The sequence below is a fragment of the Streptomyces sp. NPDC001135 genome, assembly GCF_053598395.1.
Window position 1 is genome coordinate 1 of the sequence record NZ_JBSFKD010000050.1, and the last position, 23,181, is coordinate 23,181.

The following is a 23,181-nucleotide window of genomic DNA, read 5'->3' on the forward strand; positions in this document are numbered from 1 at the left end:
CGACGTGGAGATCATGCCGTTCCGCGTCAGCGAGTCGGACCTGGCCGCCATGAACCAGGCCCACGTGGGCACCATGAGCGACACCGAGATGGACGGCGGGGCGTACCAGCCGGGCTGGCCCTGGCCGGGCACCGGCATGGGCGGCTGGGCGCCGGGCGGCAGCTGCTGCTGCAGGCCCGCCTTCTGGTCGATGGTCGAGCGGTAGTCGACTGCGCCCTGCGTCATCCGCATGTACGCCTCCTCCAGCGAGGCCTGGTGCGGCGACAGCTCCCACAGCCGTACGCCCGCCTCGTGCGCGAGGTCGCTGATCCGGGGCAGCGGCAGCCCGGTCACGCGCAGCGCGCCGTCCTGCTCGGGCAGCACATGGCCGCCCGCCTCGGCGAGCGCGGTGCCGAGCTTCTCGCGCAGCTGGGGCTCGGTGTCGGGGGTGCGCACCCGCGCGAAGTCGGCGGAGTTGGCCGAGATGAAGTCCTTCACACTCATGTCGGCGAGCAGCTGGCCGCGCCCGATGACGATGAGGTGGTCGGCGGTCAGCGCCATCTCGCTCATCAGGTGCGAGGAGACGAAGACCGTACGGCCCTCCGCGGCGAGGGCCTTCATCAGGTTGCGGACCCAGAGGATGCCCTCGGGGTCGAGGCCGTTGACCGGCTCGTCGAACAGCAGCACCTGGGGGTCGCCGAGCAGCGCGGCGGCGATGCCGAGGCGCTGGCCCATGCCGAGGGAGAAGCCCTTGGATCGCTTTTTCGCCACGTCCTGCAGGCCGACCACGCCGAGCACCTCGTCCACGCGCCGGGCGGGAATGCCGGACAGCTGGGCGAGGCTCAGCAGGTGGTTGCGGGCGGACCGGCCACCGTGCACGGCCTTGGCGTCGAGCAGCGCGCCGACCTGGCGGGGGGCGTTGGGCAGCTTCCGGTACGGGTGGCCGCCGATCGTCACCGATCCGGACGTCGGGTTGTCCAGCCCGAGGATCATCCGCATCGTCGTGGACTTGCCCGAGCCGTTCGGCCCGAGGAAGCCGGTGACGGCTCCCGGCCGCACCTGGAAGGAAAGGTTGTACACGGCGGTCTTGTCGCCGTAGCGCTTGGTCAGGCCGACAGCCTCGATCATGCTCCGCACCCATCGAAAGGTTCAGGACAGCGGGGCACACGCCCCCGTAAGGGTTAGGAGGATATCGAGCGGCTGACGGTTCCGCTCAAAAGAAAGCAAAGTCAGAGCATTACGCTGGGTAAGTGTGGCACCTACTGAGCGTCTCTGTGCCTGAGGAGGACGTACCCGCCCACGAGCGCGGCGATCACCCACAGTGCCATGATCCCGAGCCCGCCCCAGGGTCCGTACGGAGCCTCGTCGCCGACCCTCGGCACCACCCGCAGGATCCGGCTGCCCGCCTGGTCCGGCAGGAACTGGCCGATCTTCTTCGTGGCGTCCACGTTGCCGAGGACGTTGGAGATCAGGAAGAAGAACGGCATCAGGATCCCCAGGGACAGCATCGGCGAGCGCAGCATCACGGCGACGCCCATGGAGAACATCGCGATCAGCGCCATGTACAGCCCGCCGCCGAGCACCGCGCGCAGCACACCCGGGTCACCGAGCCCCACCCGGTGGGAGCCGAGCATCGCCTGGCCGAGGAAGAACGCGGCGAAGCTCGTGACCAGGCCGACCGCCAGCGCGAGCGCGGCGGCCACCGCGATCTTGCTGAACAGGAAGGTGGCGCGCCGCGGTACGGCGGCCAGCGAGACCCGGATCATGCCGGTGCTGTACTCGTTCGAGACGACCAGCACGCCGAACACGATCAGAGCGAGCTGGCCGAGGGTCATGCCCGCGAAGGACACGGAGGTCGGATCGAACGACAGCCGTTGCCGCGCCGGCATCGAGTCGAACTGGCTCCGCGTCAGTCCGGAGATGAGCGCGCCGAGGGCGATGGTGACCACCACGGCCAGCGACAGTGTCCACACCGTGGACGCCACCGACCGGATCTTGGTCCATTCGGAGCGGATCACCTGCACGGCCGTCATCCCCGGGCCCCTTTCCAGTCGGCGCCCCACCCCTGCGGGACGGGCTTTGGGTCGGCGTGCGCGTGATACTCCACCGCCTCGGCCGTCAGCTGCATGAACGCCTCCTCCAGCGAGGCCTGCTGCGGACTCAGCTCATGCAGCACGATCCCGTACCGCGCCGCCAGCTCCCCGATCCGCTCGCCCTTGTCGCCCTCCACTTCGAGCGCGCCCGCGCCCGTCTCCACGACGGTGATCCCGTCCTCGTGCAGCACATCGAGCATCCGCTCGCGCTGCGGCGACCGGATGCGCACGTACGACCGGGAGTTCTGCCGGATGAAGTCGGCCATGGAGGTGTCGGCGAGCAGCCGTCCCTGCCCGATGACCACGAGATGGTCGGCGGTCAGCGCCATCTCGCTCATCAGATGGCTCGACACGAACACCGTCCGGCCCTGCGCCGCCAGCGATTTCATCAGGGTCCGGATCCAGTGGATGCCCTCCGGGTCCAGCCCGTTGACCGGCTCGTCGAACATCAGGATGCGCGGATCCCCGAGCAGTGCCGCGGCGATCCCCAGCCGCTGGCCCATACCCAGTGAGAACCCCTTGGCCTTCTTCCGCGCCACGGCGGTGAGCCCGACGGTGTCCAGCACCTGGGCCACCCGGCGCCCGGGGATCCCGTTGCTCTGCGCGAGGCAGAGCAGGTGGTTGTAGGCGTTGCGCCCGCCGTGCACGGCCTTGGCGTCCAGCAGCGCCCCGATGTACGTCAGCGGGTCCTTCAACTGCTGATAGCGCCTGCCGTCGATGCGGACGTCCCCGGCGGTGGGGTGATCGAGCCCGAGGATCATCCGCATGGTCGTGGACTTGCCGGCCCCGTTGGGCCCGAGGAACCCCGTCACCATGCCGGGTCTGACCGAGAAGGTGAGCCCGTCGACCGCCACCTTCTCGCCGTACCGCTTGGTCAGCCCCACCAACTCGATCATGCGGCCACGCTAAAACGGGACGAAGCCCCCTGCCACTTGAAGGCAGGGGGCTTCGAAAGCGACCCAGAGGGGCGCGGGGAACTGCGCGATCAGCCACAGCGGACCCGCAGCTTCCCCACGGCCCGCCGTTACCGGGACTGCTGCGCCGGCACCCCACGAGAAATGGGCTCGTCGTCGCCAGGCGTACCCGCGGCAGCGACCGCCGCACCCGTCAGCGTCGCCAGCATCTCCCGCACGTTCGTCAGCTGGGCGTTGATCGAGTCGCGGCGGTTGGTCAGCGCGGCGAGCTCACGCTCGGACTCCGAACGGATCCGGTCCGCCTTGGCGTTGGCGTCGGCCACGATGTCCTCCGCCTGGCGCTGGGCCGTCTCCACCGTCTGGCGGGCGCGGCGCTCGGCGTCCGTGCGCAGCTTCTCCGCCTCCAGGCGCAGCTGCTCGGCGCGGTGCTCGATCTCCGCCAGCCGCTTCTCGGCCTTCTGCTGACGCGAGGCCAGGTCGCGCTCGGACTGCTCGCGGCGCTTGGCGAGGTTCGTCTCGAAGTCGGCGGCGGCCTGCGCGGCCTTGGCGCGGGTCTCCTCGAAGAGGGCGTCCGCCTCCTCGCGCTTGGACTGCGCGTCCTTCTGCGCCTCGGCACGCAGCTGGGACGCGTCGGCCTTGGCCTTCTCGACGATCCGGACGCCCTCGTCCTCGGCCTTGTTCTTGCGCTCCGCGGCGTAGGACTCGGCGTCGTTGCGGACCTGCTGGGCCGCCGACTCGGCGAGGTCGCGGTGCTGTTCGGCCGCCCGCCGGGCCTCCTCACGCAGCTCCTTGGCCTCTTCCTCGGCCAGCCGCAGGATCTTCTCGACCCGCGCGCCGAGACCCGCGTACGACGGCTCGGCGTCGGTGACCTGTGCCTGGGCGTTCTGCGTTTCGAGGTGCAGCTCCTCGATGCGCTTCTCCAGGGCGGTGATGCGGGAGAGAGCGCTGTCACGGTCGGAGACGAGCTTGGAGATACGTTCGTCCACCTGAGCGCGGTCGTACCCACGCCGCACAAGCTCGAAGCCGTAGGGGGAAGTGTCGCTCATGGGGTTCCTGTCCAATGAGACCGGTGAGGTGATAGGGGGAATCCTAGGGGCCGAAGCGGTGTGTCATCGAGCGGATACGTGTTTGATCTGGAGAATGACACCTCTTTTGGGTGGCTGACTGTCAGAGGCCTTGCCAATGAGTCGGGCAAAGCCCCCAGAAGACACCGGAACCCACCTCTTGCGCTAGCCGTCTGACGATTTGCCACCCGATCGGGGGGCGCCGATCGTCGCACCGGCCTTGACTCCGCCCTCCTTGCCGGACGACGGCGCCTCGAAGGACTCGAGCGCCTCCAGGACGTCCTGGACCCGGGAGATCTCGGCGTTGATGTCCTCGCGGCGGCGCACCAGGATCTCCAGCTCGCGCTTGCCCTCCTCGACCGTGCGCCGCGCCTCGCGGATCGCCTCGGCCTTCAGCTCCTCGGCCTCCTTGATGAGGCTGGCCTTCTTCTGCTCGGCCTCCTTCAGCAGCCCCTCCGCCTTCTTGACGGCGGCGATACGTACCTTGCCCGCCTCGGAGCCGGCGTCCGAGACCAGCTCCTTGGCCTTCGCCTCAGCCTTGGCCAGCTGCTCCTCGGCGGCCTGGATGAGCGCGTCGCAGCGGTCGCCGGTGGACTTCATCGTCTCGGCGGCCTCGCGCCGGGCCCGCTCGTGCAGCTCCTCGATCTCGGTGGTGATCCGCTCGCGCAGCTCCTCGGCGCGCTCCCGGATCGCGGTGGCGTCCCGGCGGGCACCGACCAGCAGTTCGTCGGCGTCCGTACGGGCCTTCTCCACCCGGGCGTTGCCCTCGACGGTGGCCTCGGCGACGATCCGCTCCGCCTCGCTGCGGGCCGCGCCGACCATCGTGTCGGCCTGCGCCTCCGCGTCCGCGGTGGCCTTCAGCGCCTGCGCCTGCGCCTCGGTGAGCAGCTTGTCCGCCTCGGCCGTGGTCTCGGTGATCAGCGTGTCGACCTGCTCGGCCGCCTCCGAGCGCCGCTTGTTGGCGTCCTTGCGGGCCTCGTCCAGGGTCCGCTCGGCCTCCTCGCGGGCGGAGGTGACCAGCCGCTCGGCCGTTTCCTCCGCGTCCGCCTTGAGCTGTTCGGCCTCCGCCCGCACCCGCTCGGCGTGCGCCTGCGCGGAGCCGACGGTCTCGGCGGCCTCGGCGCGCAGCCGCTCGGCGTCGTCGGTGGCCTCCCCGACGAGCTGCTCGGCGTTCGCCAACGCCTCCGCGCGCACCCGGTCCGCCTCGGCCAGTGCCTCGGCGCGCAGCCGCTCGGCCTCGGCCACGGTCTCCGTCTGCAGCCGGTCCGCCTCGGCCAGTGCCTCCGTGCGCACCCGGTCGGCCTCCGCGACCGTCTCGGTCTGGAGCAGCTCGGCCTCGTTGCGGGCCTCGGTGATGAGGGTGTCCGCCTGGGTCGCCGCGTCCGACCGGATCCGGTTGGCGTCCTCGCGGGCGTCCGCGCGGGTGCGCGCCGCCGCCTGGTCCGCCTCGGCGAGCGCGTCCGACGCCTCGGTGCGCACCCGCTGGGCGTAGTCGGACGCGTCCGAGCGCAGCCGCTCGGCCTCCGCCATCGCCTCCGCGACCGTACGCTCGGCCAGCGCCTTGGCGGCCTCCGCCTCCTCGTTCGCCTGGCGGCGGACACGACTGGCGTCCTCGCCGGCCCGCTCCCGCTCGGCGTAGGCGTCGGCGCGGAGCCGGTCCGCCTCCTCCTCGGCCTCCCGCTTCGTACGGTCCGCCGCGTGCTCGGCGGCCGAGCGCAGCCCGGTGATCTCCTCCTGCGCCTGCTCGTGCAGCCCGGCGACGGAGTCCCGTACCTGCTGGGCGTGCTGCTCGGCGGCGGAGACCATCTCGGTGGCGCGCCGGTCGGCCTCCTCCACCAGCCGGATCGCCTCGGCCTGCGCCTCCTCGACCCGCTTGCGGGCGGAGGCCAGCAGTTCCTCGCTCTGCTCACGGGCGCGCCGGCGCTCCTCGTCGGCCTCCGCGCGGGCCGCGCCGAGGGTCTCCTCGGCCTCACGGCGGCGCCGGGCGGCCTCCTCCTGGGCGGCGGCCAGGGTCTCGGAGGCCTCGGTGCCGAGCCGCTCGGCGGCGGCCTGCGCCTCCGCGCGCACCCGGTCCGCGGTGTCCTGGGCCTCCGCCTTGAGCCGCTCGGCCTCGGCGGCGGCCTCGGAACGCAGCCGTACGGCGACGGCCTCGCCCTCGGCGCGGGAGGCGGACGCGTCGGACGCGGCCTCGGTGCGCAGCCGTTCGGCCTCGGCCTCGGCCTGCTGCTGGAGCGCACGGATCCGCTCGGCCGACTCCGTGCGCAGCCGCTCGGCCTCCTCGGCGGCCTCGCGGCGGATCCGGGCGGCTTCCTCGCGGGCGTCGGTCAGCGCCTGCTCGGCGGACGCGAGCCGCTCCTGCGCCTCCGTCTGGAGGCGGGTCAGCTCCTCGGCGGCCTCGGTGCGGCGGGCCTCGATGATCCGCTCGGTCTCCTCGCGCAGCTCGCGCGCGGCGGTCTCGGCGTCCGTCCGGAGGGTCTCGACCTGCTCGTCGGCCTCGGCGCGCAGCCGCTCGGCCTCCTTGCGGGCCCGGTCCAGGGTCTCCTCGGCCTGCCGGCGCAGGCCGGTGGCCCGCTCGATGGCCTCGGTGCGGACCTTCTCGCTGTCGCCGGTCGCGGTCTTCCGCAGCTCGTCGGCGTCCGCCTTGGCCTTGGCGAGCAGCTCCTCGGCGGACCTGGCCGCCTCCTCGATCTGCGCGACAGCCTCCCGGCGGGCCTCCGCACGGATCGATTCGCCCTCGGCGACCGCGTCGGCGCGCAGCTGCTCGGCCTCGCCGCGCAGCCGGCGGGCCTCCTCCTGCAGCTCGACCGTCTTGGCGCGGTACTCCTTGGTGTCGTCCTTCGCCGCGCCCTTGAGCTGCTCGGCGATGTCGTGCGCCTCGGCGCGCAGCCGGTCCGCCTCGGCCTCGGCCTCCGTGCGGATCCGCTCGGCCTCCTCGGCGGCGGCCTTGGTGGTGGTCCTGGCCTCCTCCGACGCCTTGTTGAGGACGTCCTCGGCGGTCTTGGCGGCCTTGGACAGCTGGGTCGCGCTCTCCTCGGCGGTGACCGTACGGGCCTTCTCGGCGGCCTCGGCGAGGATCTTCTCGGCCTCGGCGCGGGCGTCGGCGACCAGCTGCTCGGCCTCGGACCGGGTGTTCTCGGCCTCCTTGGTGGCCTCCTCGACCAGCCGGGCGACCTGCTCCTTCGCGGTGCGCGTGCGGGCCTCGCCCGCGGCCTCGGCGCTCGCGAGTGCCTTGGCGGCGGCCTCCTTCGCCTCCGTCTGCAGCTTCTCGGCCTCGGTCTGCGCCTTGCGCAGCGCCTCCTCGGCCGCCGTCATCCGCTCCTCGGCGGCCCGGGTCAGCTCGGCGGCCTGCCGGCGCGCGGCGTCCGACTCGGTGACGGTGGTGGTGCGCAGCTGCTCGGCGTGGTCGGTGGCCTCCTGCGCCTGGGTGGAGGCGGCGTTCAGCAGGCGTTCGGCGTCGGCGCGGGCGCGGCGCAGGAGCTGCTCGGCCTCCGCGCGGGCCGCCTCGGCGTCGCTCTGCAGCCGCTCCCGGGCCTCCCGGGTCAGCCGCTCGGCCTCCGCGCGGGCGGCGGCCATCGCCTGCTCGGCCTCGGCGCGGGACTCGTCCAGCAGCCGGCGGGCCTGCTGCTCGGTGCGGGCGCGCAGCTGCTCCGCCCAGGCCACGTTCTCGTTGACGTGCGACTCGACGGTGGCGCGGCGCTCGGCCAGCTCCTGGTCGAGCTGCTGGCGCCGGGTCACCGCCTCCTGGTGCAGCTCCGCCTGGAGCCGGGCGGCCTGCTCGGCGTGCTCCTGCAGGATGCGCTGGGTCTGCGCGCGGGCCTGGCTCAGCTCCCGCTCGGCGTCCTGACGCAGCTGGTCAGCCTGCATCTGGGCGTTGCGGAGCAACTGTTCGGCCTGATAGCCGATGTCACCGCCGTCGAAGGCGGGCCTGGTCATCAGGGTGCGGCGCGCCTCGTGCAGCTTGGCGCGCAGCACCTCGACCTGGTAGCCGAGGTCCTCGGCGTGCTGGATCGCCTTTTCCCGCTCGGTCCTCAGCCGCTTCATCTCGGCCTCGAACCGAGAGAGGTGGTCGACGTCAGCCGCCGGCTCTCGCTCCTGGCTCTCGTAGCCCCGCACTGCGCGGTCCCATCCGTCCCCTGGTCAGCTTCTCCAACGAGCCTCGTCCTCCGCCGAACGGGGCCCCCGGGGAATGGTGTCAGATCAACGGCGGAGCACGGGCTGCTGCCCCGACGCTCGTCCCCCGAAACCCGGACCCCGGCATGCGGTCGTCCCGGTTCGAGGGACGACCGCCCCCAACCCTACCGGCCCTTATGTACGGGAGTCAGTGCTCAGGGGACTCAACCGGGGCCGAAGTGACCAGTTCTGTGAGGACACCGTGGCAATCCTTGGGGTGCAGGAAGGTGATCCGCGAGCCCATGGAGCCCCGCCGGGGCTGGTCGTAGAGCACGCGGACGCCCTTCTCCCGGATCGCCTCGGAGTCGCCGTCCACGTCCGCCGTGCCGAAGGCGATGTGGTGGACGCCCTCCCCGTTCTTGGCCAGCCACTTGCCGACCGCCGAGTCCTCGCGGGTCGGCTCCAGCAGCTGCAGGTAGGAGGCGCCGCCGTCCGACGTCTCGTTGATCTTGAGCATGGCCTCGCGCACGCCCTGCTCCTCGTTGACCTCGGTGTGGAACACCTCGAAGCCGTACGTGGCCCGGTAGAACTCGACGGTCGCGTCGAGGTCGTGGCAGGCGATCCCGATGTGGTCGATTCGCGTCAGCATGGATTCAGTGCAGCGCCACGACGGTGGTTACGCAACGTGCGAGCGATCACACTGACAGGCCGGTGACGGCACGGAGTGCCACTCAGTACATTCGAAGTAAACCCTCGTTCACTCCTCGGCTGTGCAGGCCGGTAAGGGGATCGCAGCTCATGCCTTCTGGAACGACCAGCTCGGTGATCGTCGCCGGCGCGCGCACGCCCATGGGACGACTCCTGGGCTCCCTCAAGTCCTTCTCCGGGGCCGACCTGGGCGGCTTCGCGATCAAGGCCGCCCTCGACCGTGCGGGGATCGGCGGCGACCAGGTGCAGTACGTGATCATGGGCCAGGTGCTGCAGGCCGGCGCGGGCCAGATCCCGGCCCGCCAGGCGGCCGTCAAGGCCGGCATCCCGATGAACGTCCCCGCGCTCACCATCAACAAGGTGTGTCTGTCCGGCCTGGACGCCATCGCGCTCGCCGACCAGCTGATCCGCGCCGGCGAGTTCGACATCGTGGTGGCCGGCGGCCAGGAGTCCATGACCAACGCCCCGCACCTGCTGCCGAAGTCCCGCGACGGCTTCAAGTACGGCGCGGTCCAGATGCTCGACGCGATGGCGTACGACGGTCTGACCGACTCCTTCGAGGGCATCGCCATGGGCGAGTCCACCGAGAAGCACAACACCCGCCTGGGCATCGCCCGCCCCGAGCAGGACGAGATCGCCGCCCTGTCCCACCAGCGGGCCGCCGCCGCGCAGAAGAACGGCCTGTTCGAGGCCGAGATCACCCCGGTGGAGATCCCGCAGCGCAAGGGCGACCCGGTGCTGTTCAGCAAGGACGAGGGCATCCGCGGCGACACCACGGCCGAGTCGCTGGCGAAGCTCCGCCCGGCCTTCTCCCGCGAGGGCACGATCACCGCGGGCTCCTCCTCACAGATCTCGGACGGTGCGGCGGCCGTGGTCGTGATGAGCAAGGCCAAGGCCGAGGAGCTGGGCCTCGACTGGCTCGCCGAGATCGGCGCGCACGGCAATGTGGCGGGACCGGACAACTCCCTGCAGTCCCAGCCGTCCAACGCCATCCAGCACGCCCTGAAGAAGGAGGGCCTGCAGGTCTCCGACCTCGACCTCATCGAGATCAACGAGGCCTTCGCCGCCGTCGCCGTGCAGTCGATGAAGGACCTCGGCGTGTCCACCGAAAAGGTGAACGTGAACGGTGGTGCGATCGCCCTGGGTCACCCGATCGGCATGTCCGGCGCCCGGCTCGTGCTCCACTTGGCCCTCGAGCTCAAGCGCCGCGGCGGCGGTGTCGGCGCGGCCGCGCTGTGCGGTGGCGGCGGCCAGGGTGACGCGCTCATCGTGCGGGTACCGAAGGCCTGAATTCCCTGTACGACGCTGACGGTACGTCGCTGAAGTGAACGGAGCTGTTTGATGCAGGACGTCTCCTCTCTGGTGGCCCAGGCCAGGGCAGGCCGGCCGCGCGCCGTGGCCCGGCTGATCTCCTTGGTGGAGGGGGCGTCCCCGCAGCTCAGGGAGGTCATGGCGGCGCTGGCCCCGCTGACCGGCAACGCCTATGTGGTGGGCCTGACGGGCTCCCCGGGCGTCGGCAAGTCGACCTCCACCTCCGCGCTCGTCACGGCGTACCGCAAACAGGGCAAACGGGTGGGCGTCCTGGCCGTCGACCCGTCGTCCCCCTTCTCCGGCGGGGCCCTGCTCGGCGACCGGGTCCGCATGTCGGACCACGCCTCCGACCCCGGCGTCTACATCCGCTCCATGGCCACCCGGGGCCATCTGGGCGGCCTCGCCTGGGCGGCCCCCCAGGCGATCCGCGTCCTCGACGCGGCCGGCTGCGACGTGGTCCTGGTCGAGACCGTCGGCGTCGGCCAGTCGGAGGTCGAGATCGCCTCCCAGGCGGACACGAGCGTGGTGCTCCTGGCCCCCGGCATGGGCGACGGCATCCAGGCGGCGAAGGCGGGCATCCTGGAGATCGGCGACGTGTACGTCGTCAACAAGGCGGACCGGGACGGCGCCGACGCCACCGCCCGGGAGCTGAACCACATGCTCGGCCTCGGCGAGTCCCGCGGCCCCGGCGACTGGCGCCCGCCGATCGTGAAGACGGTCGCGGCCCGTGCCGAGGGCGTCGACGAGGTCGTCGAAGCCCTGGAGAAGCACCGCGCGTGGATGGAGGAGCGCGGCGTGCTCGCCGAGCGCCGCAGGGCGCGGGCGGCCCGCGAGGTGGAGACCATCGCCGTCACCGCGCTGCGCGAACGCATCGGCGACCTGCACGGCGACCGACGCCTCAGCGCGCTCGCGGAGCGCATCGTGGCGGGCGAACTGGACCCGTACCGCGCGGCGGACGAGCTGGTCGCGGGCCTGACGCAGGGCTGAGGGGCGCCGCTGTGCCGATCACGCTGCTACGTTGACCGGCATGTTCCTCTTCATGGCGTAGAGCGCACACCGGACCGCGGGGCCGACCACACGGCCACCGCGTCCTTCGGCGTCCCCTCTTCCGCCTCCCTCAGAGGAACTCCAGGGAACTCCAGCGTGTCCACGCACCCTTCGCGGCCCCATGGGCCTGCCGTCGCCTTCCCGCCTGCCGTCCGACGCCTGGCCCGCGCGCTCGCCCGCACCCGCCGCCCCGCCCGTACGTCGGGCGGACGACCGGACGGTGACGGCAGGCCCTCGTACGCCGCCGTCCTGCGCATCCCGCATGCGCGCCGCACCGTCGCCGCCGCCCTGCTCGCCAGGCTGTCGTACGGCGTCGTCCCGCTGTCCCTGACGCTCGCCGTGACCCGGGCGTCCGGGTCGTACGCGACGGCGGGCACCGTCATGGCGCTGTTCTCCGCCACCAGTGTCTTCCTGTCGCCCGCCCGGGCGGCGCTCATCGACCGCCACGGCCCGCGGCGTGCGCTCGTCCCGATGGCCGGGGCCCACATCGCGCTGCTCGGGCTGCTCACGGTGACCGTCTGGCGCCCGGGCGCGGTTCCGCCGCTCGCCCTCGGTGCGGTGACGGCCGCCGCCGGGGCCTGTACTCCGCCGCTCGGGCCGACGATGCGGGCGGTGTGGGGGCGCCTCGCCCCGGACCGGGCGCTGCTGCAGCGCGCCTACAGCCTCGACGCCGTCGCCGAGGAACTGCTGTTCGTGTCGGGTCCGCTGCTGGTCGGGGTGCTCGTCGCGTTCGCTCCGCCGGCGGCCGGTGTCCTCGCCGGGGCGGTGCTGATGGCGGCGGGGACGGCGGGGTTCGTGTCATCTCCCGCGGTGCGCGCGGTGCCGGCCGGCGGGCGTACGCCGGACCGGGACCCGGCCGGGCGGCGGGTGCCGCGCGGGCTCGGACGGCCGGTGGTCGCCGCCGCCGGGGTCGGCCTCGCGCTGGGCGTGGTCGAGCTGCTGGTGGTGGCGTTCGCCGAGGGGCACGGCAGCGAAGGCGGCGCGGGCTGGGTGCTCGCCGCCCTGTCCGCCGGAAGCGCCGTCGGCGGGCTGCTCAACGGGGCCGTCTCCTGGCGGGCCACCACCGGGGCACGCCTGTCCCTGCAGGCGGCCGGGCTGGGGCTGGTGCTGTGTGCCGCCGGGCTGGTACACGGGGTGGGCACGCTCGCCCTGGCGGTGGCGGCCGGCGGGCTCTTCGTGTCCCCGCTGATCACCACCGCGTACCTCATCGCCGACGAGGCCGCGCCGCCCGAGGCCCGGGTCCGGGCCGGTGCCTGGGTCAACACGGCCCTCAACGCGGGCGGTACGGCGGGTGCCGCGGTCGCCGGGGTGCTGGTCGGATGGCTGCCACCGGGACCGTGCTTCGCGGTGACCGGTGCGGTGATGCTCCTGACGGCGGTGGCCGTCACCCGGGGCGCGGCTCGCACGAGAGGGACGGAAGACCCCGCACCCCTGCTGTGACGGCCCGCGTCGGCCGTCGGTTCGTACGGCTCGGCGGGGACGACGGCGGGCGGAGGTGTGCGGGAACTCCGCCTGCCGTCGGCTCACGGGCGCCGGGTGCCCGCGGCTACGGACGTCCGCGTTGACCGCGCAGATGCTCCGCGATCGGTTTGAGTGCCTTGTCCAGCTCTATCAGCGCCTCGGGCGACAGCAGGTCGATGAAGTGCCGCCGCACGGACGCCACGTGGTGCGGCGCCACCTTCTTCATCGTCTCCATGCCGTGCTCGGTCAGTACGGCGTACAGCCCCCGCCGGTCGGACTCGCAGTTCTCGCGGCGTACCAGGTTCGCGTTCTCCATCCGCGTGATCTGGTGCGACAGTCGGCTCTTGGACTGCAGGGTCGCGGAGGCGAGGTCGCTCATCCGCATCCGTACGTCGTCCGACTCGGACAGATTGACGAGGATCTCGTAGTCGTTCATCGTCAGGCCGAACGGCTGCAGATCCTTCTCCAGCTGGTACGTCAACAGCCTGTTGACCTCCAGGTGGGTGCGCCAGGCGCACTGCTCCGCATCGGTCAGCCAGCGCGTGGCCGTCTCGGTCTCCATGAATGAAGTCTACCTAAGAAGTTGAATGACGAACTACTTCGGGTGGTGTGACAGTGCGCACGCGTTCGACGTCACACTCCGCAGACTACCGCTCACAGCCCGAAGCGACGCTGGAGGTCCCCCAGCTGTCCGGGAAGGCGCGGTGCGCCCGAGGGTTGCGGACCGTGTCCGCCCGGTGCCGCTGCGCCACCCCCGGGGACCCCTGGTTCGGACGGGACGACCCCTGTCGCCGCCTCGCCCATGAGGGTCTCCGTGGACTGCAGCAGGACCGTCCCGGCGCCCACGAACTCGAACTGGTGCTCCTCCCCGGATGCCCCGCCGAGGCCCGTCATCGCACGTAGTCCGCCCAGTACACCCGCCAGATACCCGTGGTCGTAGTGGTGGCACGGTGACGGGCAGTCGGCCCACCCGACGAGCGCCTGCGGGTCGACCCGGATCGGAGGTTCCATGAACACCACCGGACCGTTAGATGCCGCCACAAACTTTCCGGTTCCGATAAGGGTCAGAAAACCCGGCACGATCGATTGCTTGAGCGCGAGACTTGGCTGAAAAGCGAGCAGGTTGCCCGCGCGAATGGTCAAGTTCCCGTCGTCCAGGTCGTAGGAGTTGACGTCGAAGGCCCGGTCGGCCAGCAGCATCTTGCCGGAGCCCGCCGCCACGACCCAGTCGCTCGCGTGCAGTGGCGAATGGAACGAGGTACGGACAAGTCGGTCGAGTCGCCCGTGTCCGATGCCGTTGAACTCGATCGCCCCGTAGTAGGCGATCATCTTCCCCTTCTGCAGGAACCACTCCCCGCCCTTGAGCTCGACGCAGAACGTGTAGTTGTTCACGTTGTCGTCGGCGGGCAGCGTCATCGGGTCGTGCACCACCGGGCCGCCGGGGGTGCCGTGCAGGGCTCCGTGCGCGCTCACAGCTTTTCCTCCGAGGCCTGGACGTAGACCGTGCCGTTGCCGCTCAGCTCCAGCTGGAAGGCCTCGCCGGAGCCGCGGCCCACCATCTCGCGCCAGCCGAGCGCGGCGGACAGCCTGTTGCGGACCTCGCCGTGGTGGGCGACGTAGGCCTGCGGGTCGACATGGACCGGGCGCTGAGGTGTGACCGGGATCTCGAAGACGCCGCCGTGCGCCATCACGGCGACCGAACCCCGGCCCTGCAGGGTCGTGGTGAACAGGCCCTGCCCGGTGACCTGCCCCCGGACCAGGCCCATCACCCCGCCCTGGGAGCCCATGAACATCGTCCCCTGCCGGAGGGTGCCCTCGAAGGCGAGCAGGCGGTCGGCCTCCACGTAGAGGGTGTCGCCGGTGAGGTGGATGACATGCACGTGGTGGCCGCCGTGCCCGAAGAAGACGGTGCCGCTGCCCTCGACGGTCATCAGCGGGGTCGCCTCGCCCGTCACCCGGCGCCCGACCATCGACATCAGCCCGCCCTGGCCGCCCTGCAGGTTCGGCGTGAAGGACACGTCCCCCCGGTAGGCGAGCATCGCGCCGCGCTGGCTGAACAGCCGCTGCCCGGGCAGCACGGTCGCCTCGACCATCTTGGAGTTGATCTCCCGGAACGCCATGGCTACAGATCCCCCGCGATCGTGTTCCGTTCGCTCGGCTGCACATACACCAGTCCGTCGCCCTCGAAGCGGATCTGGAAGGCCTCGCCGCCGCCCTCACCGAGGAACGTGCGGAACGTCACGCCGGACTGGAAGGACTGCCGGACGCTGCCCTGATGGGCGATATAGGCGCCCGGGTCGACGATCAGCGGGTACTGCGGGGCGACCCGGAGCACCACCGCCGGCCCGTCGGACATGATGGCCGCCTGCCCGTGCCCCTCGACCGTGGTCGTGAACAGCCCGTTGCCCTGCGAGGCGCCGCGCAGCCCGGTGAACGTCGTGCCCGTTCTGAGCCCCGCGTCGGTCGCGAGCAGATTGCTGGACTCCACGTACAGCTTGTCGCCCTGGAGGCCGACCAGGTTGATCTCCGAGGCCCGGTCCGCGAACCAGCACGTGCCGTGCCCTTTCACCTCCATCACCGTCATCTGCTCGCCGGTGAGCCGCCGCGTCACCATGCCGCGCAGCCCCTCCCCGCCACCGCTCAGCTTCTTGAAGCTCATCTGCCCGTCGTACGCGACCATCGAGCCGTTCTTCGCCTTCACGGCGTCCCCGGTCATGTCGACGGCGAGCACCTTGCTTCCCTGCAGTCGGAACATCGCCACGCAGCGAAAGTAGCGGCGGCACGGGTGGACGGAACAGGGCCTGTGGGTGGACAGCGACCCTGAGCGCACCCCTACGGGCGTCGTTTGCCACAATGGCGGGACGTTTGTGCTTCCGTTCACAAGGCGGATCACGAAGCGATCGCGCCGTCAGCGACTCTCCCACCGAAGGTGACCCGTGGACCTCAAGACAGCCTCCGCCATCCGCCGCCTCCGACTGATCTCCGTGCCGGAGGGCATTTCCTGGATCATCCTCGCGGCCTGCACCGTCATCAAGTACACGGTCGACAGCGGCTTCGACGTGGCGCCGGTGCTGGGCCCGATCCACGGCGTGCTGTTCGTGCTCTACGTGATCTTCTGGGCGGACGCCTGGAACCGGACCAAGTGGGCCAAGGGCAAGGCCGCTCTCTACTTCGCGTACTCGGTCGTTCCCGGCGGCGGCTTCATCATCGAGCGCGCGCTGCGCCGCGAGGCCGAGGACGCCGTCATCGCCGCCCGCGCCCGCAAGGAAGGAATCGTGAACGCGTGATCGTCGCCTTCTCCGTGACGCCGCTCGGCGTCGGCGAAGACGTGGGGGAGTACGTCGCCGACGCCGTCCGGGTGGTCCGCGAGTCGGGCCTGCCCCACCGCACCGACGCGATGTTCACGTCCGTCGAGGGGGAGTGGGACGAGGTCATGGACGTCGTCAAGCGGGCGGTCGCCGCCGTGGAGGCGCGGGCGCCGCGCGTCTCGCTCGTCCTCAAGGCCGACATCCGTCCCGGGGTGACCGACGGGCTCACCTCCAAGGTGGAGACGGTGGAGCGGTATCTGGCCTAGGCGTCGAGGGCGTGGCCGGTGACGCGGTGAGTGCCATGCCCAGCGGTGTCCGCTCGTACAGCACCTGGTGGCCGTAGCGGCGCGCCGTCAGCAGGCCCGCGTCGCGCAGCACGGTCAGATGGGACGACACCGACGACGGGGCCAGCCGCAGCCGGTGCGCCAGCGCCGAGGTGGTCGCCGGTTCGTCCAGCGCGGACAGGACCGCCGCCCTGTTGCGGCCCAGCAGCCGTACCAGCGCGTCCGGGGTACCGGCGTCCGGCTCGGTCCACAGGCCTGCGATACCGCGCGCCGGATAGACCACGGTGGGCTGCCACGGTGCTTCGAAACCGGTGACCACGTCGGGCCACGAGAACACGCTCGGCATCAGGACCAGGCCCCGGCCGTCGAGGTCGCGGGTGTGCTCGGTGTGCAGCGCGAGCGTCAGCGTACGGCCGTCCCAGGACAGCCGGCTGTCCAGTTCCGGCAGCAGGGTGCCGAGCCCCACCTCGGCCAGCCGCCGCGAGTGGAAGGCCACGTCCGCCTCCAGCAGCGCCCGCAGCCGGGGCCAGTCCGGCGCGATCAGGGCCCGCCAGGCCTCCTCCATGGCGTCCGCCAGCTCCCGGATCATCCGTGCCGGGTCCGCGAGCCAGGCCCGGCCCCGGGGCGACTCGAGCGCGCCCGGGGTGCAGGCCAGCGCATGGGCGGTGTCCTCGCGGGCCGCCTGCGGGTCGGACGCCCGGACGGCCGCGATCTCCTCCTCGAAGGTGGCGGCCGGTCCGATCGGCGGTGCGCCGAGCCAGTCCGGTGAGTGGCCGCGCCGGGGCATCAGCAGCCACAGCGGAGCCAGGTCGAGTCCGGCCGCCGCGTCCCTGATCCGGCGCAGCCAGGGTGCCTGATAGGCGTGCCGGTCGGGCCGGTTGAGGGTGCGTACCGCCTCCTGGGTCTCCCACAGCGGGGAGAGCGCGAACCGGCAGCGCAGGAAGTCGTCGTCGCCGAAGTGCAGACGGGAGGGCACGGGCCACCTCGGGGAAGATTCGGCTGGAGCCGAAACTCTACGCCCGCCGGACCGTCGCCGGGCACGCTCCCGGCATGTCCGCACCACCGCAGGCCGCCCCGGCACCCGCCGGCTACGGCCGTGTCTTCGCCGTGCCCGAGTTCCGGGCCGTCTTCACCGCCCACGTGCTGTCCATGCTCGGCGTGATCACCAGCGAGATCGCGCTGTCGGTCCTCGTCTACGACCTCACCCGCTCGCCCCTGCTCAGCGCGCTCACCTTCGCGCTGGGCTTCCTGCCGTACGCCGTCGGCGGCACCCTCCTCGCACCCGTCGCCGACCGCTTCCCGGCCCGGCGTGTACTCGTCACCTGCGACCTGGTGTGCGCCGGCTGCGTGGCCCTGATGACCGTCCCGGGCACCGGCGTCGGCCTGCTCCTCGCGCTGCGCTGCGCGCCGGCCGTCGTCTCGCCGGTGCTCTCCGGCACCCGCATGGCCACGCTGGCCGACTTCCTCGGCGACGGCGACCTGTTCGTGCTCGGCCGCTCCCTGCTGCGGATCGTCGCCCAGAGTGCCCTGCTCGTCGGCTACGGCCTCGGCGGTCTGCTCCTCACCGCCGTCAGCCCGCGCCACGCCCTGCTGATCACCGTCGGCACGTTCCTCGCCTCCGCCCTGCTGCTGCGCTACGGCACCCGGCACCGCCCCGCCCGCGCACGCCGACGCACGGACACCCCGAAGCCGGGTCCGCGCCCGCTCTTCGCCGACCGCCGGGTGCGCGTCCTGCTGCTCCTGTCCTGGACCCCGGCGGCGTTCGCGGTCGTCCCCGAGGCGCTGGCGGCGCCGTACGCGGACGAGCTGGGCAGCGGCTCGGCGGGCCTCGGGCTGCTGATGTGCGCCCTGCCCGTCGGCACGGTGGCCGGCGAACTGTTCGCCGGGGCCAGGCTCGGACCCGTGGCCCGCGAACGCGTCGCCCTCCCCCTCCTGTGTCTGACCCTGCTGCCGTACGTCGCATACGCCCTGCGCCCCGGGCTCAGCGCCTCGCTGCTGCTCCTGCTGCTGTCCGGGGCCGGCTCGGCGTACAGCCTGGGTCTGGACCAGTGGTTCGTCCGGGCCGTGCCGCAGGAGCTGCGCGGGCGGGCCATGACCGTGCTGAGCGCCGGACTGATGACCGTCCAGGGCGTCGGCATGGCGCTGGCCGGGGTGGCGGCGCAGGTGGCGGGCGTGCGGACGACGGTGGCGGGAGCCGGTGCGGCGGGCGTCCTGTGCTGCTGCGGGCTGGCCGCGACGGTCCGGGCGACCGAAAGCCGAGACGGGGCTGCCCGGCATATGACCGGCCGGTAGGGTCTGATGACGTGCCGAAGCCTCTCAGCCTCCCCTTCGACCCCATCGCCCGTGCCGACGAGCTCTGGAAGCAGCGCTGGGGAAACGTGCCGTCCATGGCCGCGATCACCTCGATCATGCGGGCCCAGCAGATCCTGCTCGCCGAGGTGGACGCGGTGGTCAAGCCGTACGGACTGACGTTCGCGCGGTACGAGGCGCTGGTGCTGCTCACCTTCTCCAAGGCCGGTGAGCTGCCCATGTCCAAGATCGGCGAGCGGCTGATGGTGCATCCGACGTCGGTCACGAACACCGTCGACCGGCTGGTGAAGTCCGGGCTGGTGGCCAAGCGGCCCAATCCCAACGACGGACGCGGCACCCTCGCCGTCATCACCGACAAGGGCCGCGAGGTGGTCGACGCGGCCACCCGCGACCTGATGGCGATGGACTTCGGCCTCGGGGCGTACGACGCGGAGGAGTGCGCGGAGATCTTCGCGCTGCTCCGTCCGCTGCGGGTCGCGGCACACGACTTCGAGGAGTGACCCCGGGCAAGATCTCCCGGAACGGGTGGTTACGCTCGACTGCATGAAGAAGAGCGTGCTGACCCGCTACCGCGCCATGGCCTACGTCACCGGTGTGCTGCTGGTCCTGCTGACCCTGGGCGTGATCGCCAAGTACGGGCTGCACATCGACGGTGCCGACAAGTTCACCACTTTCATCGGCATCGCCCACGGCTGGCTGTACGTCGTCTACCTGATCTTCGCGTTCGATCTGGGTTCGAAGGCGAAGTGGCCCGCCGCCAAGCAGCTGTGGGTGCTGCTCGCGGGGACCATCCCCACCGCCGCCTTCTTCGTCGAGCGGAAGGTCAGCCGCGAGCTGGAGGCCCGGGTCGCCGACCCGGCCCCGGCCGTCGCCAAGGCCTGAGGCTCCCCGCGGGGACCGGACTCCACCGCCGTACGAGCGTCGTGCGGCGGTCAGCCATCGACATTTACTAGGACGTCCAAGTAAATTCGAAGGCATGGACGCTCACGCCATCGAGGAGGGCCGCCGACGCTGGCAGGCCCGCTACGACGCCGCGCGCAAGCGCGACGCTGACTTCACCACGCTCTCCGGCGACCCCGTGGAGCCGGTGTACGGGCCCCGACCGGGTGACACGTACGAGGGATTCGAGCGGATCGGCTGGCCCGGGGAGTACCCCTTCACCCGCGGCCTCCATCCGACCGGCTACCGCGGGCGAACCTGGACGATCCGGCAGTTCGCCGGGTTCGGCAACGCCGAGCAGACCAACGAGCGGTACAAGATGATCCTCGCCGCCGGCGGCGGGGGTCTGTCCGTCGCCTTCGACATGCCCACGCTGATGGGCCGCGACTCCGACGACCCGCGCTCGCTGGGCGAGGTCGGGCACTGCGGTGTCGCCATCGACTCGGCCGCCGACATGGAGGTCCTGTTCAAGGACATCCCGCTCGGCGAGGTGACGACGTCCATGACCATCAGTGGTCCGGCCGTGCCCGTCTTCTGCATGTACCTGGTCGCCGCCGAGCGGCAGGGCGTGGACCCGTCGGTCCTCAACGGCACGCTCCAGACCGACATCTTCAAGGAGTACATCGCGCAGAAGGAGTGGCTCTTCCAGCCCGAGCCCCATCTGCGCCTCATCGGCGACCTCATGGAGCACTGCGCCGCCGGCATCCCCGCCTACAAGCCGCTGTCCGTCTCCGGCTACCACATCCGCGAGGCGGGGGCGACGGCCGCGCAGGAGCTGGCGTACACGCTGGCCGACGGCTTCGGGTACGTGGAGCTGGGGCTCAGCCGCGGGCTCGACGTGGATGTGTTCGCGCCCGGGCTGTCCTTCTTCTTCGACGCGCACGTGGACTTCTTCGAGGAGATCGCCAAGTTCCGGGCGGCGCGCCGCATCTGGGCGCGCTGGATGCGGGACGTGTACGGCGCGCGGAGCGAGAAGGCGCAGTGGCTGCGGTTCCACACGCAGACCGCCGGGGTCTCGCTGACCGCGCAGCAGCCGTACAACAACGTGGTCCGTACGGCCGTGGAGGCGCTGGCCGCCGTGCTCGGCGGGACCAACTCGCTGCACACCAACGCCCTCGACGAGACCCTTGCCCTGCCCTCCGCGCAGGCGGCGGAGATCGCGCTGCGCACGCAGCAGGTGCTGATGGAGGAGACCGGGGTCGCCAACGTGGCCGACCCGCTGGGCGGCGCGTGGTACGTCGAGCAGCTGACGGACCGGATCGAGGCCGACGCGGAGAAGATCTTCGAGCAGATCAAGGAGCGGGGCCTGCGCGCCCACCCGGACGGGCGGCACCCCATCGGGCCGATCACCTCCGGGATCCTGCGCGGGATCGAGGACGGCTGGTTCACCGGCGAGATCGCCGAATCCGCCTTCCGGTACCAGCAGGCGCTGGAGAAGGGGGACAAGAGGGTCGTCGGCGTCAACGTGCACACCGGGTCCGTCACCGGGGACCTGGAGATCCTGCGGGTCAGCCACGAGGTGGAGCGGGAGCAGGTCCGCGTGCTGCGGGAGCGGAAGGAGGCGCGGGACGAGTCCGCGGTGCGCTCGGCGCTGGACGCGATGCTGGATGCCGCCCGGAACGGCTCCAACATGATCGAGCCGATGCTGGACGCGGTACGGGCCGAGGCGACCCTGGGCGAGATCTGCGGGGTGCTGCGGGACGAGTGGGGCGTCTACACGGAGCCGGCCGGCTTCTAGGGGGCGCCGTTGCCCGGTGGGGGCGGACCAGGGGGCTCGGGATCGGTCGGCTGGGAGGCCAGGCCCAGCAGCAGTACCCGGGTGAAGCTGCGCACCCACTCCTCGTCCGCCGGGTTGCCGCTCACCAAGGTGCGGTGGACCACCGCACCCGCGACCATGTCGAAGATCAGGTCGACCGTGCGGGCGGACTCCTCCGGATCGGGTTCCGGGGGGAGTTCGCCCCGCTGCTGGGCCCGCGCGCGGCCCTCCAGAACCAGCCGCATCTGGCGCTCCACGATGGAGGCGCGGATGCGCTCGCGCAGGGCGTCGTCGCGGGTGGACTCGGCGACCACCGCCATCAGGCCGCTCTTCGCCTCCGGGCGGGCCAGGATCGCCGCGAACTGCAGGACCACGCCTTCGATGTCGGCGGCCAGACTGCCCCGGTCGGGGAGTTCGAGCTCGTCGAAGAGCTCCGCCACCGCGTCGCACACCAGCTCCGGCTTGCCGGCCCAGCGGCGGTACAGCGTCGTCTTCGCCACGCCGGCGCGCGTCGCCACGTCTCCCAGGGTGAGCTTGGACCAGCCCAGTTCCACGAGAGCCTGCCTGGTCGCGGCCAGGATCGCGGTGTCCGCGGCGGCGCTGCGCGGACGACCGGTACGGCTGGCGGGAGTGCGGCTCTGCATTCCTTGACCATAACCGGCGGGAACTGTGCGGTCGTGAGGGAGATCACCGGGGTGTGGTGTCGCGCGAGGGTCGCATGGCATTACGCTACGACTCGTAGCGAAAGCTCGTGAGGGACGTACACGGGCGACGATCACGCGGCGTGGGGTGGGGACCCGGCGCCCACGCACACTGCTTTTTCATTTCGACGCGGTAACGGGGGAGGATAGACGCATGCAGCCACGGAACATGTCCATGAGCGGCGTCGTCGACCTCGCCGCGGTGAAGGCGGCCCAGGAGGCCAAGGCCAAGGCCGAGCAGACGCGCGCCGAGGCCGCCCGGCAGGGCGGCACGGGAGCCGTCTCCCCGGCCGATCTCGTCATCGACGTCGATGAGGCGGGCTTCGAGAGGGACGTCCTCCAGCGCTCCGCCGAGGTGCCCGTCGTCATCGACTTCTGGGCCGAGTGGTGCCAGCCCTGCAAGCAGCTGAGCCCGGTCCTGGAGCGGCTGGCCGCCGAGTACAACGGACGCTTCCTCCTCGCCAAGATCGACGTCGACGCCAACCAGATGCTGATGCAGCAGTTCGGGGTGCAGGGCATCCCGGCCGTGTTCGCCGTCGTGGCCGGACAGGCGCTGCCGCTGTTCCAGGGGGCGGCCGGCGAGGAGCAGATCCGGCAGACCCTGGACCAGCTGGTGCAGGTCGCCGAGCAGCGGTTCGGCATCACCGGCCTGAGCGTCGACCCGGACGCGCAGCCGGGCGGCGGTGCGCCCGCCGAGCAGGCGGGCCCGTACGACGCCGCGCTGAACGCCGCCGCCGACGCCCTGGACGCCGGTGACCTGGCCGGTGCCGTCCAGGCCTACAAGAACGTGCTGGCCGACGACCCGGCCCACCCCGAGGCCAAACTGGGCCTCGCGCAGGCCGAGTTGCTGCAGCGGGTGCAGGGCTTCGATCCGCAGAAGGTCCGTCAGGAGGCCGCCGAGAAGCCGAAGGACGCCGACGCGCAGATCGCCGCCGCCGACCTGGACCTGGTGGGCGGGCATGTCGAGGACGCCTTCGGCCGGCTGATCGAGACCGTTCAGCGCACCGCCGGTGACGACCGGGACGCGGTACGGCGCCGGCTGCTGGAGCTGTTCGAGGTCGTGGGGCCCGAGGATCCGCGTGTGGTCGGCGCGCGCAGGGCGCTCGCGCGCGCCCTGTTCTGACCAGTCGCTAAACGCCACGGCTTGTGATGCCGGGGTGAAAGATTTGCCGACGAGGCGTCAGGGCGACCGCGCT

At 71.8% G+C, this 23,181-nt stretch carries 22 protein-coding genes; 10 read left to right on the forward strand and 12 right to left on the reverse strand.

Translation table 11 applies throughout. The annotated features are described in order from the left end of the window. The 6 genes from ACWC94_RS38835 to mce form a co-directional block, all read right to left on the reverse strand. On the reverse strand, positions 1-1,107 hold a 1,107-nt coding region (locus tag ACWC94_RS38835; RefSeq protein ID WP_450802052.1), incomplete at its 3' end, for an ABC transporter ATP-binding protein. Between the two features lie 131 nt (positions 1,108-1,238). Next, positions 1,239-2,012 carry an ABC transporter permease gene (locus ACWC94_RS38840; RefSeq protein ID WP_450802053.1) on the reverse strand — a complete coding sequence of 258 codons (774 nt, stop codon included), beginning with the start codon at positions 2,010-2,012 and terminating at the stop codon, positions 1,239-1,241. Continuing rightward, positions 2,009-2,968 carry an ABC transporter ATP-binding protein gene (locus tag ACWC94_RS38845; protein ID WP_450802055.1) on the reverse strand — a complete coding sequence of 320 codons (960 nt, stop codon included), beginning with the start codon at positions 2,966-2,968 and terminating at the stop codon, positions 2,009-2,011. The genes ACWC94_RS38840 and ACWC94_RS38845 overlap by 4 nt, the downstream gene beginning before the upstream one ends. A gap of 128 nt (positions 2,969-3,096) precedes the next feature. Further along, complete coding sequence (locus tag ACWC94_RS38850) at positions 3,097-4,032, reverse strand: cellulose-binding protein (RefSeq protein WP_450802057.1); 936 nt, start codon at positions 4,030-4,032, stop codon at positions 3,097-3,099. 183 nt (positions 4,033-4,215) lie between these two features. After that, the gene (scy, locus tag ACWC94_RS38855) at positions 4,216-8,163 is read right to left on the reverse strand and encodes a polarized growth protein Scy (RefSeq protein WP_450802059.1); all 3,948 of its coding nucleotides are present in this window, start codon (positions 8,161-8,163) and stop codon (positions 4,216-4,218) included. Positions 8,164-8,368: 205 nt separating this feature from the next. After that, positions 8,369-8,809 carry a methylmalonyl-CoA epimerase gene (gene mce / locus ACWC94_RS38860; protein ID WP_450802060.1) on the reverse strand — a complete coding sequence of 147 codons (441 nt, stop codon included), beginning with the start codon at positions 8,807-8,809 and terminating at the stop codon, positions 8,369-8,371. 149 nt (positions 8,810-8,958) lie between these two features. Here mce and ACWC94_RS38865 point away from each other — a divergent pair, with 149 nt between their 5' ends. The 3 genes from ACWC94_RS38865 (at position 8,959) to ACWC94_RS38875 (ending at position 12,666) form a co-directional block, all read left to right on the forward strand. Further along, positions 8,959-10,158 (forward strand): acetyl-CoA C-acetyltransferase, encoded by a 1,200-nt coding sequence (locus ACWC94_RS38865; protein ID WP_450802062.1) that lies wholly within the window; start codon positions 8,959-8,961, stop codon positions 10,156-10,158. Between the two features lie 51 nt (positions 10,159-10,209). Next, complete coding sequence (gene meaB / locus ACWC94_RS38870; protein ID WP_450802064.1) at positions 10,210-11,166, forward strand: methylmalonyl Co-A mutase-associated GTPase MeaB; 957 nt, start codon at positions 10,210-10,212, stop codon at positions 11,164-11,166. Between the two features lie 309 nt (positions 11,167-11,475). Further along, positions 11,476-12,666 carry an MFS transporter gene (locus tag ACWC94_RS38875; RefSeq protein ID WP_450802120.1) on the forward strand — a complete coding sequence of 397 codons (1,191 nt, stop codon included), beginning with the start codon at positions 11,476-11,478 and terminating at the stop codon, positions 12,664-12,666. Between the two features lie 106 nt (positions 12,667-12,772). On the opposite strand, the gene ACWC94_RS38880 is transcribed toward ACWC94_RS38875, so the two are convergent. From ACWC94_RS38880 to ACWC94_RS38895, 4 genes are all read right to left on the reverse strand, one after another. Continuing rightward, positions 12,773-13,249: a MarR family winged helix-turn-helix transcriptional regulator gene (locus tag ACWC94_RS38880; protein WP_031171854.1), complete on the reverse strand. Its 477-nt coding sequence runs from the start codon at positions 13,247-13,249 to the stop codon at positions 12,773-12,775. 92 nt (positions 13,250-13,341) lie between these two features. Further along, positions 13,342-14,103, reverse strand: a complete 762-nt coding sequence (locus ACWC94_RS38885; RefSeq protein ID WP_450802121.1) for an AIM24 family protein — start codon at positions 14,101-14,103, stop codon at positions 13,342-13,344. Between the two features lie 53 nt (positions 14,104-14,156). Beyond that, positions 14,157-14,807, reverse strand: coding sequence for an AIM24 family protein (locus ACWC94_RS38890; protein ID WP_450802066.1), 651 nt, complete (start codon positions 14,805-14,807; stop codon positions 14,157-14,159). Positions 14,808-14,809: 2 nt separating this feature from the next. Then, positions 14,810-15,442 carry an AIM24 family protein gene (locus ACWC94_RS38895; protein WP_450802123.1) on the reverse strand — a complete coding sequence of 211 codons (633 nt, stop codon included), beginning with the start codon at positions 15,440-15,442 and terminating at the stop codon, positions 14,810-14,812. Positions 15,443-15,623: 181 nt separating this feature from the next. Here ACWC94_RS38895 and ACWC94_RS38900 point away from each other — a divergent pair, with 181 nt between their 5' ends. Together ACWC94_RS38900 and ACWC94_RS38905 are read left to right on the forward strand one after the other, a co-directional pair. Further along, complete coding sequence (locus ACWC94_RS38900) at positions 15,624-15,974, forward strand: DUF3817 domain-containing protein (RefSeq protein WP_450802068.1); 351 nt, start codon at positions 15,624-15,626, stop codon at positions 15,972-15,974. Then, a complete protein-coding gene (locus ACWC94_RS38905; protein WP_450802069.1) occupies positions 15,971-16,261 on the forward strand; it encodes an MTH1187 family thiamine-binding protein in 291 nt (96 codons plus the stop codon). Before ACWC94_RS38900 ends, ACWC94_RS38905 begins: the two co-directional genes overlap by 4 nt. Here the strand turns inward: ACWC94_RS38905 and ACWC94_RS38910 are convergent. Beyond that, positions 16,221-17,255 (reverse strand): DUF5937 family protein, encoded by a 1,035-nt coding sequence (locus ACWC94_RS38910; protein WP_450802071.1) that lies wholly within the window; start codon positions 17,253-17,255, stop codon positions 16,221-16,223. The genes ACWC94_RS38905 and ACWC94_RS38910 overlap by 41 nt on opposite strands. A gap of 74 nt (positions 17,256-17,329) precedes the next feature. Between ACWC94_RS38910 and ACWC94_RS38915 the strand changes: the two genes are divergently transcribed. The 4 genes from ACWC94_RS38915 (at position 17,330) to ACWC94_RS38930 (ending at position 21,266) form a co-directional block, all read left to right on the forward strand. After that, positions 17,330-18,571: an MFS transporter gene (locus ACWC94_RS38915; protein WP_450802072.1), complete on the forward strand. Its 1,242-nt coding sequence runs from the start codon at positions 17,330-17,332 to the stop codon at positions 18,569-18,571. Between the two features lie 11 nt (positions 18,572-18,582). Next, positions 18,583-19,089 (forward strand): MarR family winged helix-turn-helix transcriptional regulator, encoded by a 507-nt coding sequence (locus ACWC94_RS38920; protein ID WP_450802074.1) that lies wholly within the window; start codon positions 18,583-18,585, stop codon positions 19,087-19,089. Positions 19,090-19,132: 43 nt separating this feature from the next. Then, a complete protein-coding gene (locus tag ACWC94_RS38925; protein ID WP_450802075.1) occupies positions 19,133-19,471 on the forward strand; it encodes a DUF3817 domain-containing protein in 339 nt (112 codons plus the stop codon). Between the two features lie 94 nt (positions 19,472-19,565). Beyond that, positions 19,566-21,266, forward strand: a complete 1,701-nt coding sequence (locus tag ACWC94_RS38930) for an acyl-CoA mutase large subunit family protein (RefSeq protein ID WP_450802077.1) — start codon at positions 19,566-19,568, stop codon at positions 21,264-21,266. Here ACWC94_RS38930 and ACWC94_RS38935 read toward each other — a convergent pair. Further along, the gene (locus tag ACWC94_RS38935; protein WP_450802078.1) at positions 21,263-21,928 is read right to left on the reverse strand and encodes a TetR/AcrR family transcriptional regulator; all 666 of its coding nucleotides are present in this window, start codon (positions 21,926-21,928) and stop codon (positions 21,263-21,265) included. The two genes, ACWC94_RS38930 and ACWC94_RS38935, sit on opposite strands and share 4 nt — an antisense overlap. 211 nt (positions 21,929-22,139) lie before the next feature. On the opposite strand from ACWC94_RS38935, the gene ACWC94_RS38940 reads away from it, so the two are divergent. Then, the gene (locus ACWC94_RS38940; RefSeq protein ID WP_450802079.1) at positions 22,140-23,108 is read left to right on the forward strand and encodes a tetratricopeptide repeat protein; all 969 of its coding nucleotides are present in this window, start codon (positions 22,140-22,142) and stop codon (positions 23,106-23,108) included. The last annotated feature ends 73 nt before the right edge of the window (positions 23,109-23,181 follow it).

Excerpts from the sequence above, each read along its gene's own strand:
- ACWC94_RS38880 (WP_031171854.1), bottom strand. The coding sequence starts at position 13,249 with ATGGAGACCGAGACGGCCACGCGCTGGCTGACCGATGCGGAGCAGTGC.
- ACWC94_RS38845 (WP_450802055.1), bottom strand. The coding sequence starts at position 2,968 with ATGATCGAGTTGGTGGGGCTGACCAAGCGGTACGGCGAGAAGGTGGCG.
- ACWC94_RS38865 (WP_450802062.1), top strand. The coding sequence starts at position 8,959 with ATGCCTTCTGGAACGACCAGCTCGGTGATCGTCGCCGGCGCGCGCACG.
- ACWC94_RS38940 (WP_450802079.1), top strand. The coding sequence starts at position 22,140 with ATGCAGCCACGGAACATGTCCATGAGCGGCGTCGTCGACCTCGCCGCG.
- mce (WP_450802060.1), bottom strand. The coding sequence starts at position 8,809 with ATGCTGACGCGAATCGACCACATCGGGATCGCCTGCCACGACCTCGAC.
- meaB (WP_450802064.1), top strand. The coding sequence starts at position 10,210 with ATGCAGGACGTCTCCTCTCTGGTGGCCCAGGCCAGGGCAGGCCGGCCG.
- ACWC94_RS38925 (WP_450802075.1), top strand. The coding sequence starts at position 19,133 with ATGAAGAAGAGCGTGCTGACCCGCTACCGCGCCATGGCCTACGTCACC.
- ACWC94_RS38895 (WP_450802123.1), bottom strand. The coding sequence starts at position 15,442 with ATGTTCCGACTGCAGGGAAGCAAGGTGCTCGCCGTCGACATGACCGGG.
- ACWC94_RS38930 (WP_450802077.1), top strand. The coding sequence starts at position 19,566 with ATGGACGCTCACGCCATCGAGGAGGGCCGCCGACGCTGGCAGGCCCGC.
- ACWC94_RS38885 (WP_450802121.1), bottom strand. The coding sequence starts at position 14,103 with ATGACGCTGCCCGCCGACGACAACGTGAACAACTACACGTTCTGCGTC.
- ACWC94_RS38850 (WP_450802057.1), bottom strand. The coding sequence starts at position 4,032 with ATGAGCGACACTTCCCCCTACGGCTTCGAGCTTGTGCGGCGTGGGTAC.
- ACWC94_RS38840 (WP_450802053.1), bottom strand. The coding sequence starts at position 2,012 with ATGACGGCCGTGCAGGTGATCCGCTCCGAATGGACCAAGATCCGGTCG.
- ACWC94_RS38890 (WP_450802066.1), bottom strand. The coding sequence starts at position 14,807 with ATGGCGTTCCGGGAGATCAACTCCAAGATGGTCGAGGCGACCGTGCTG.
- ACWC94_RS38915 (WP_450802072.1), top strand. The coding sequence starts at position 17,330 with ATGTCCGCACCACCGCAGGCCGCCCCGGCACCCGCCGGCTACGGCCGT.
- ACWC94_RS38935 (WP_450802078.1), bottom strand. The coding sequence starts at position 21,928 with ATGCAGAGCCGCACTCCCGCCAGCCGTACCGGTCGTCCGCGCAGCGCC.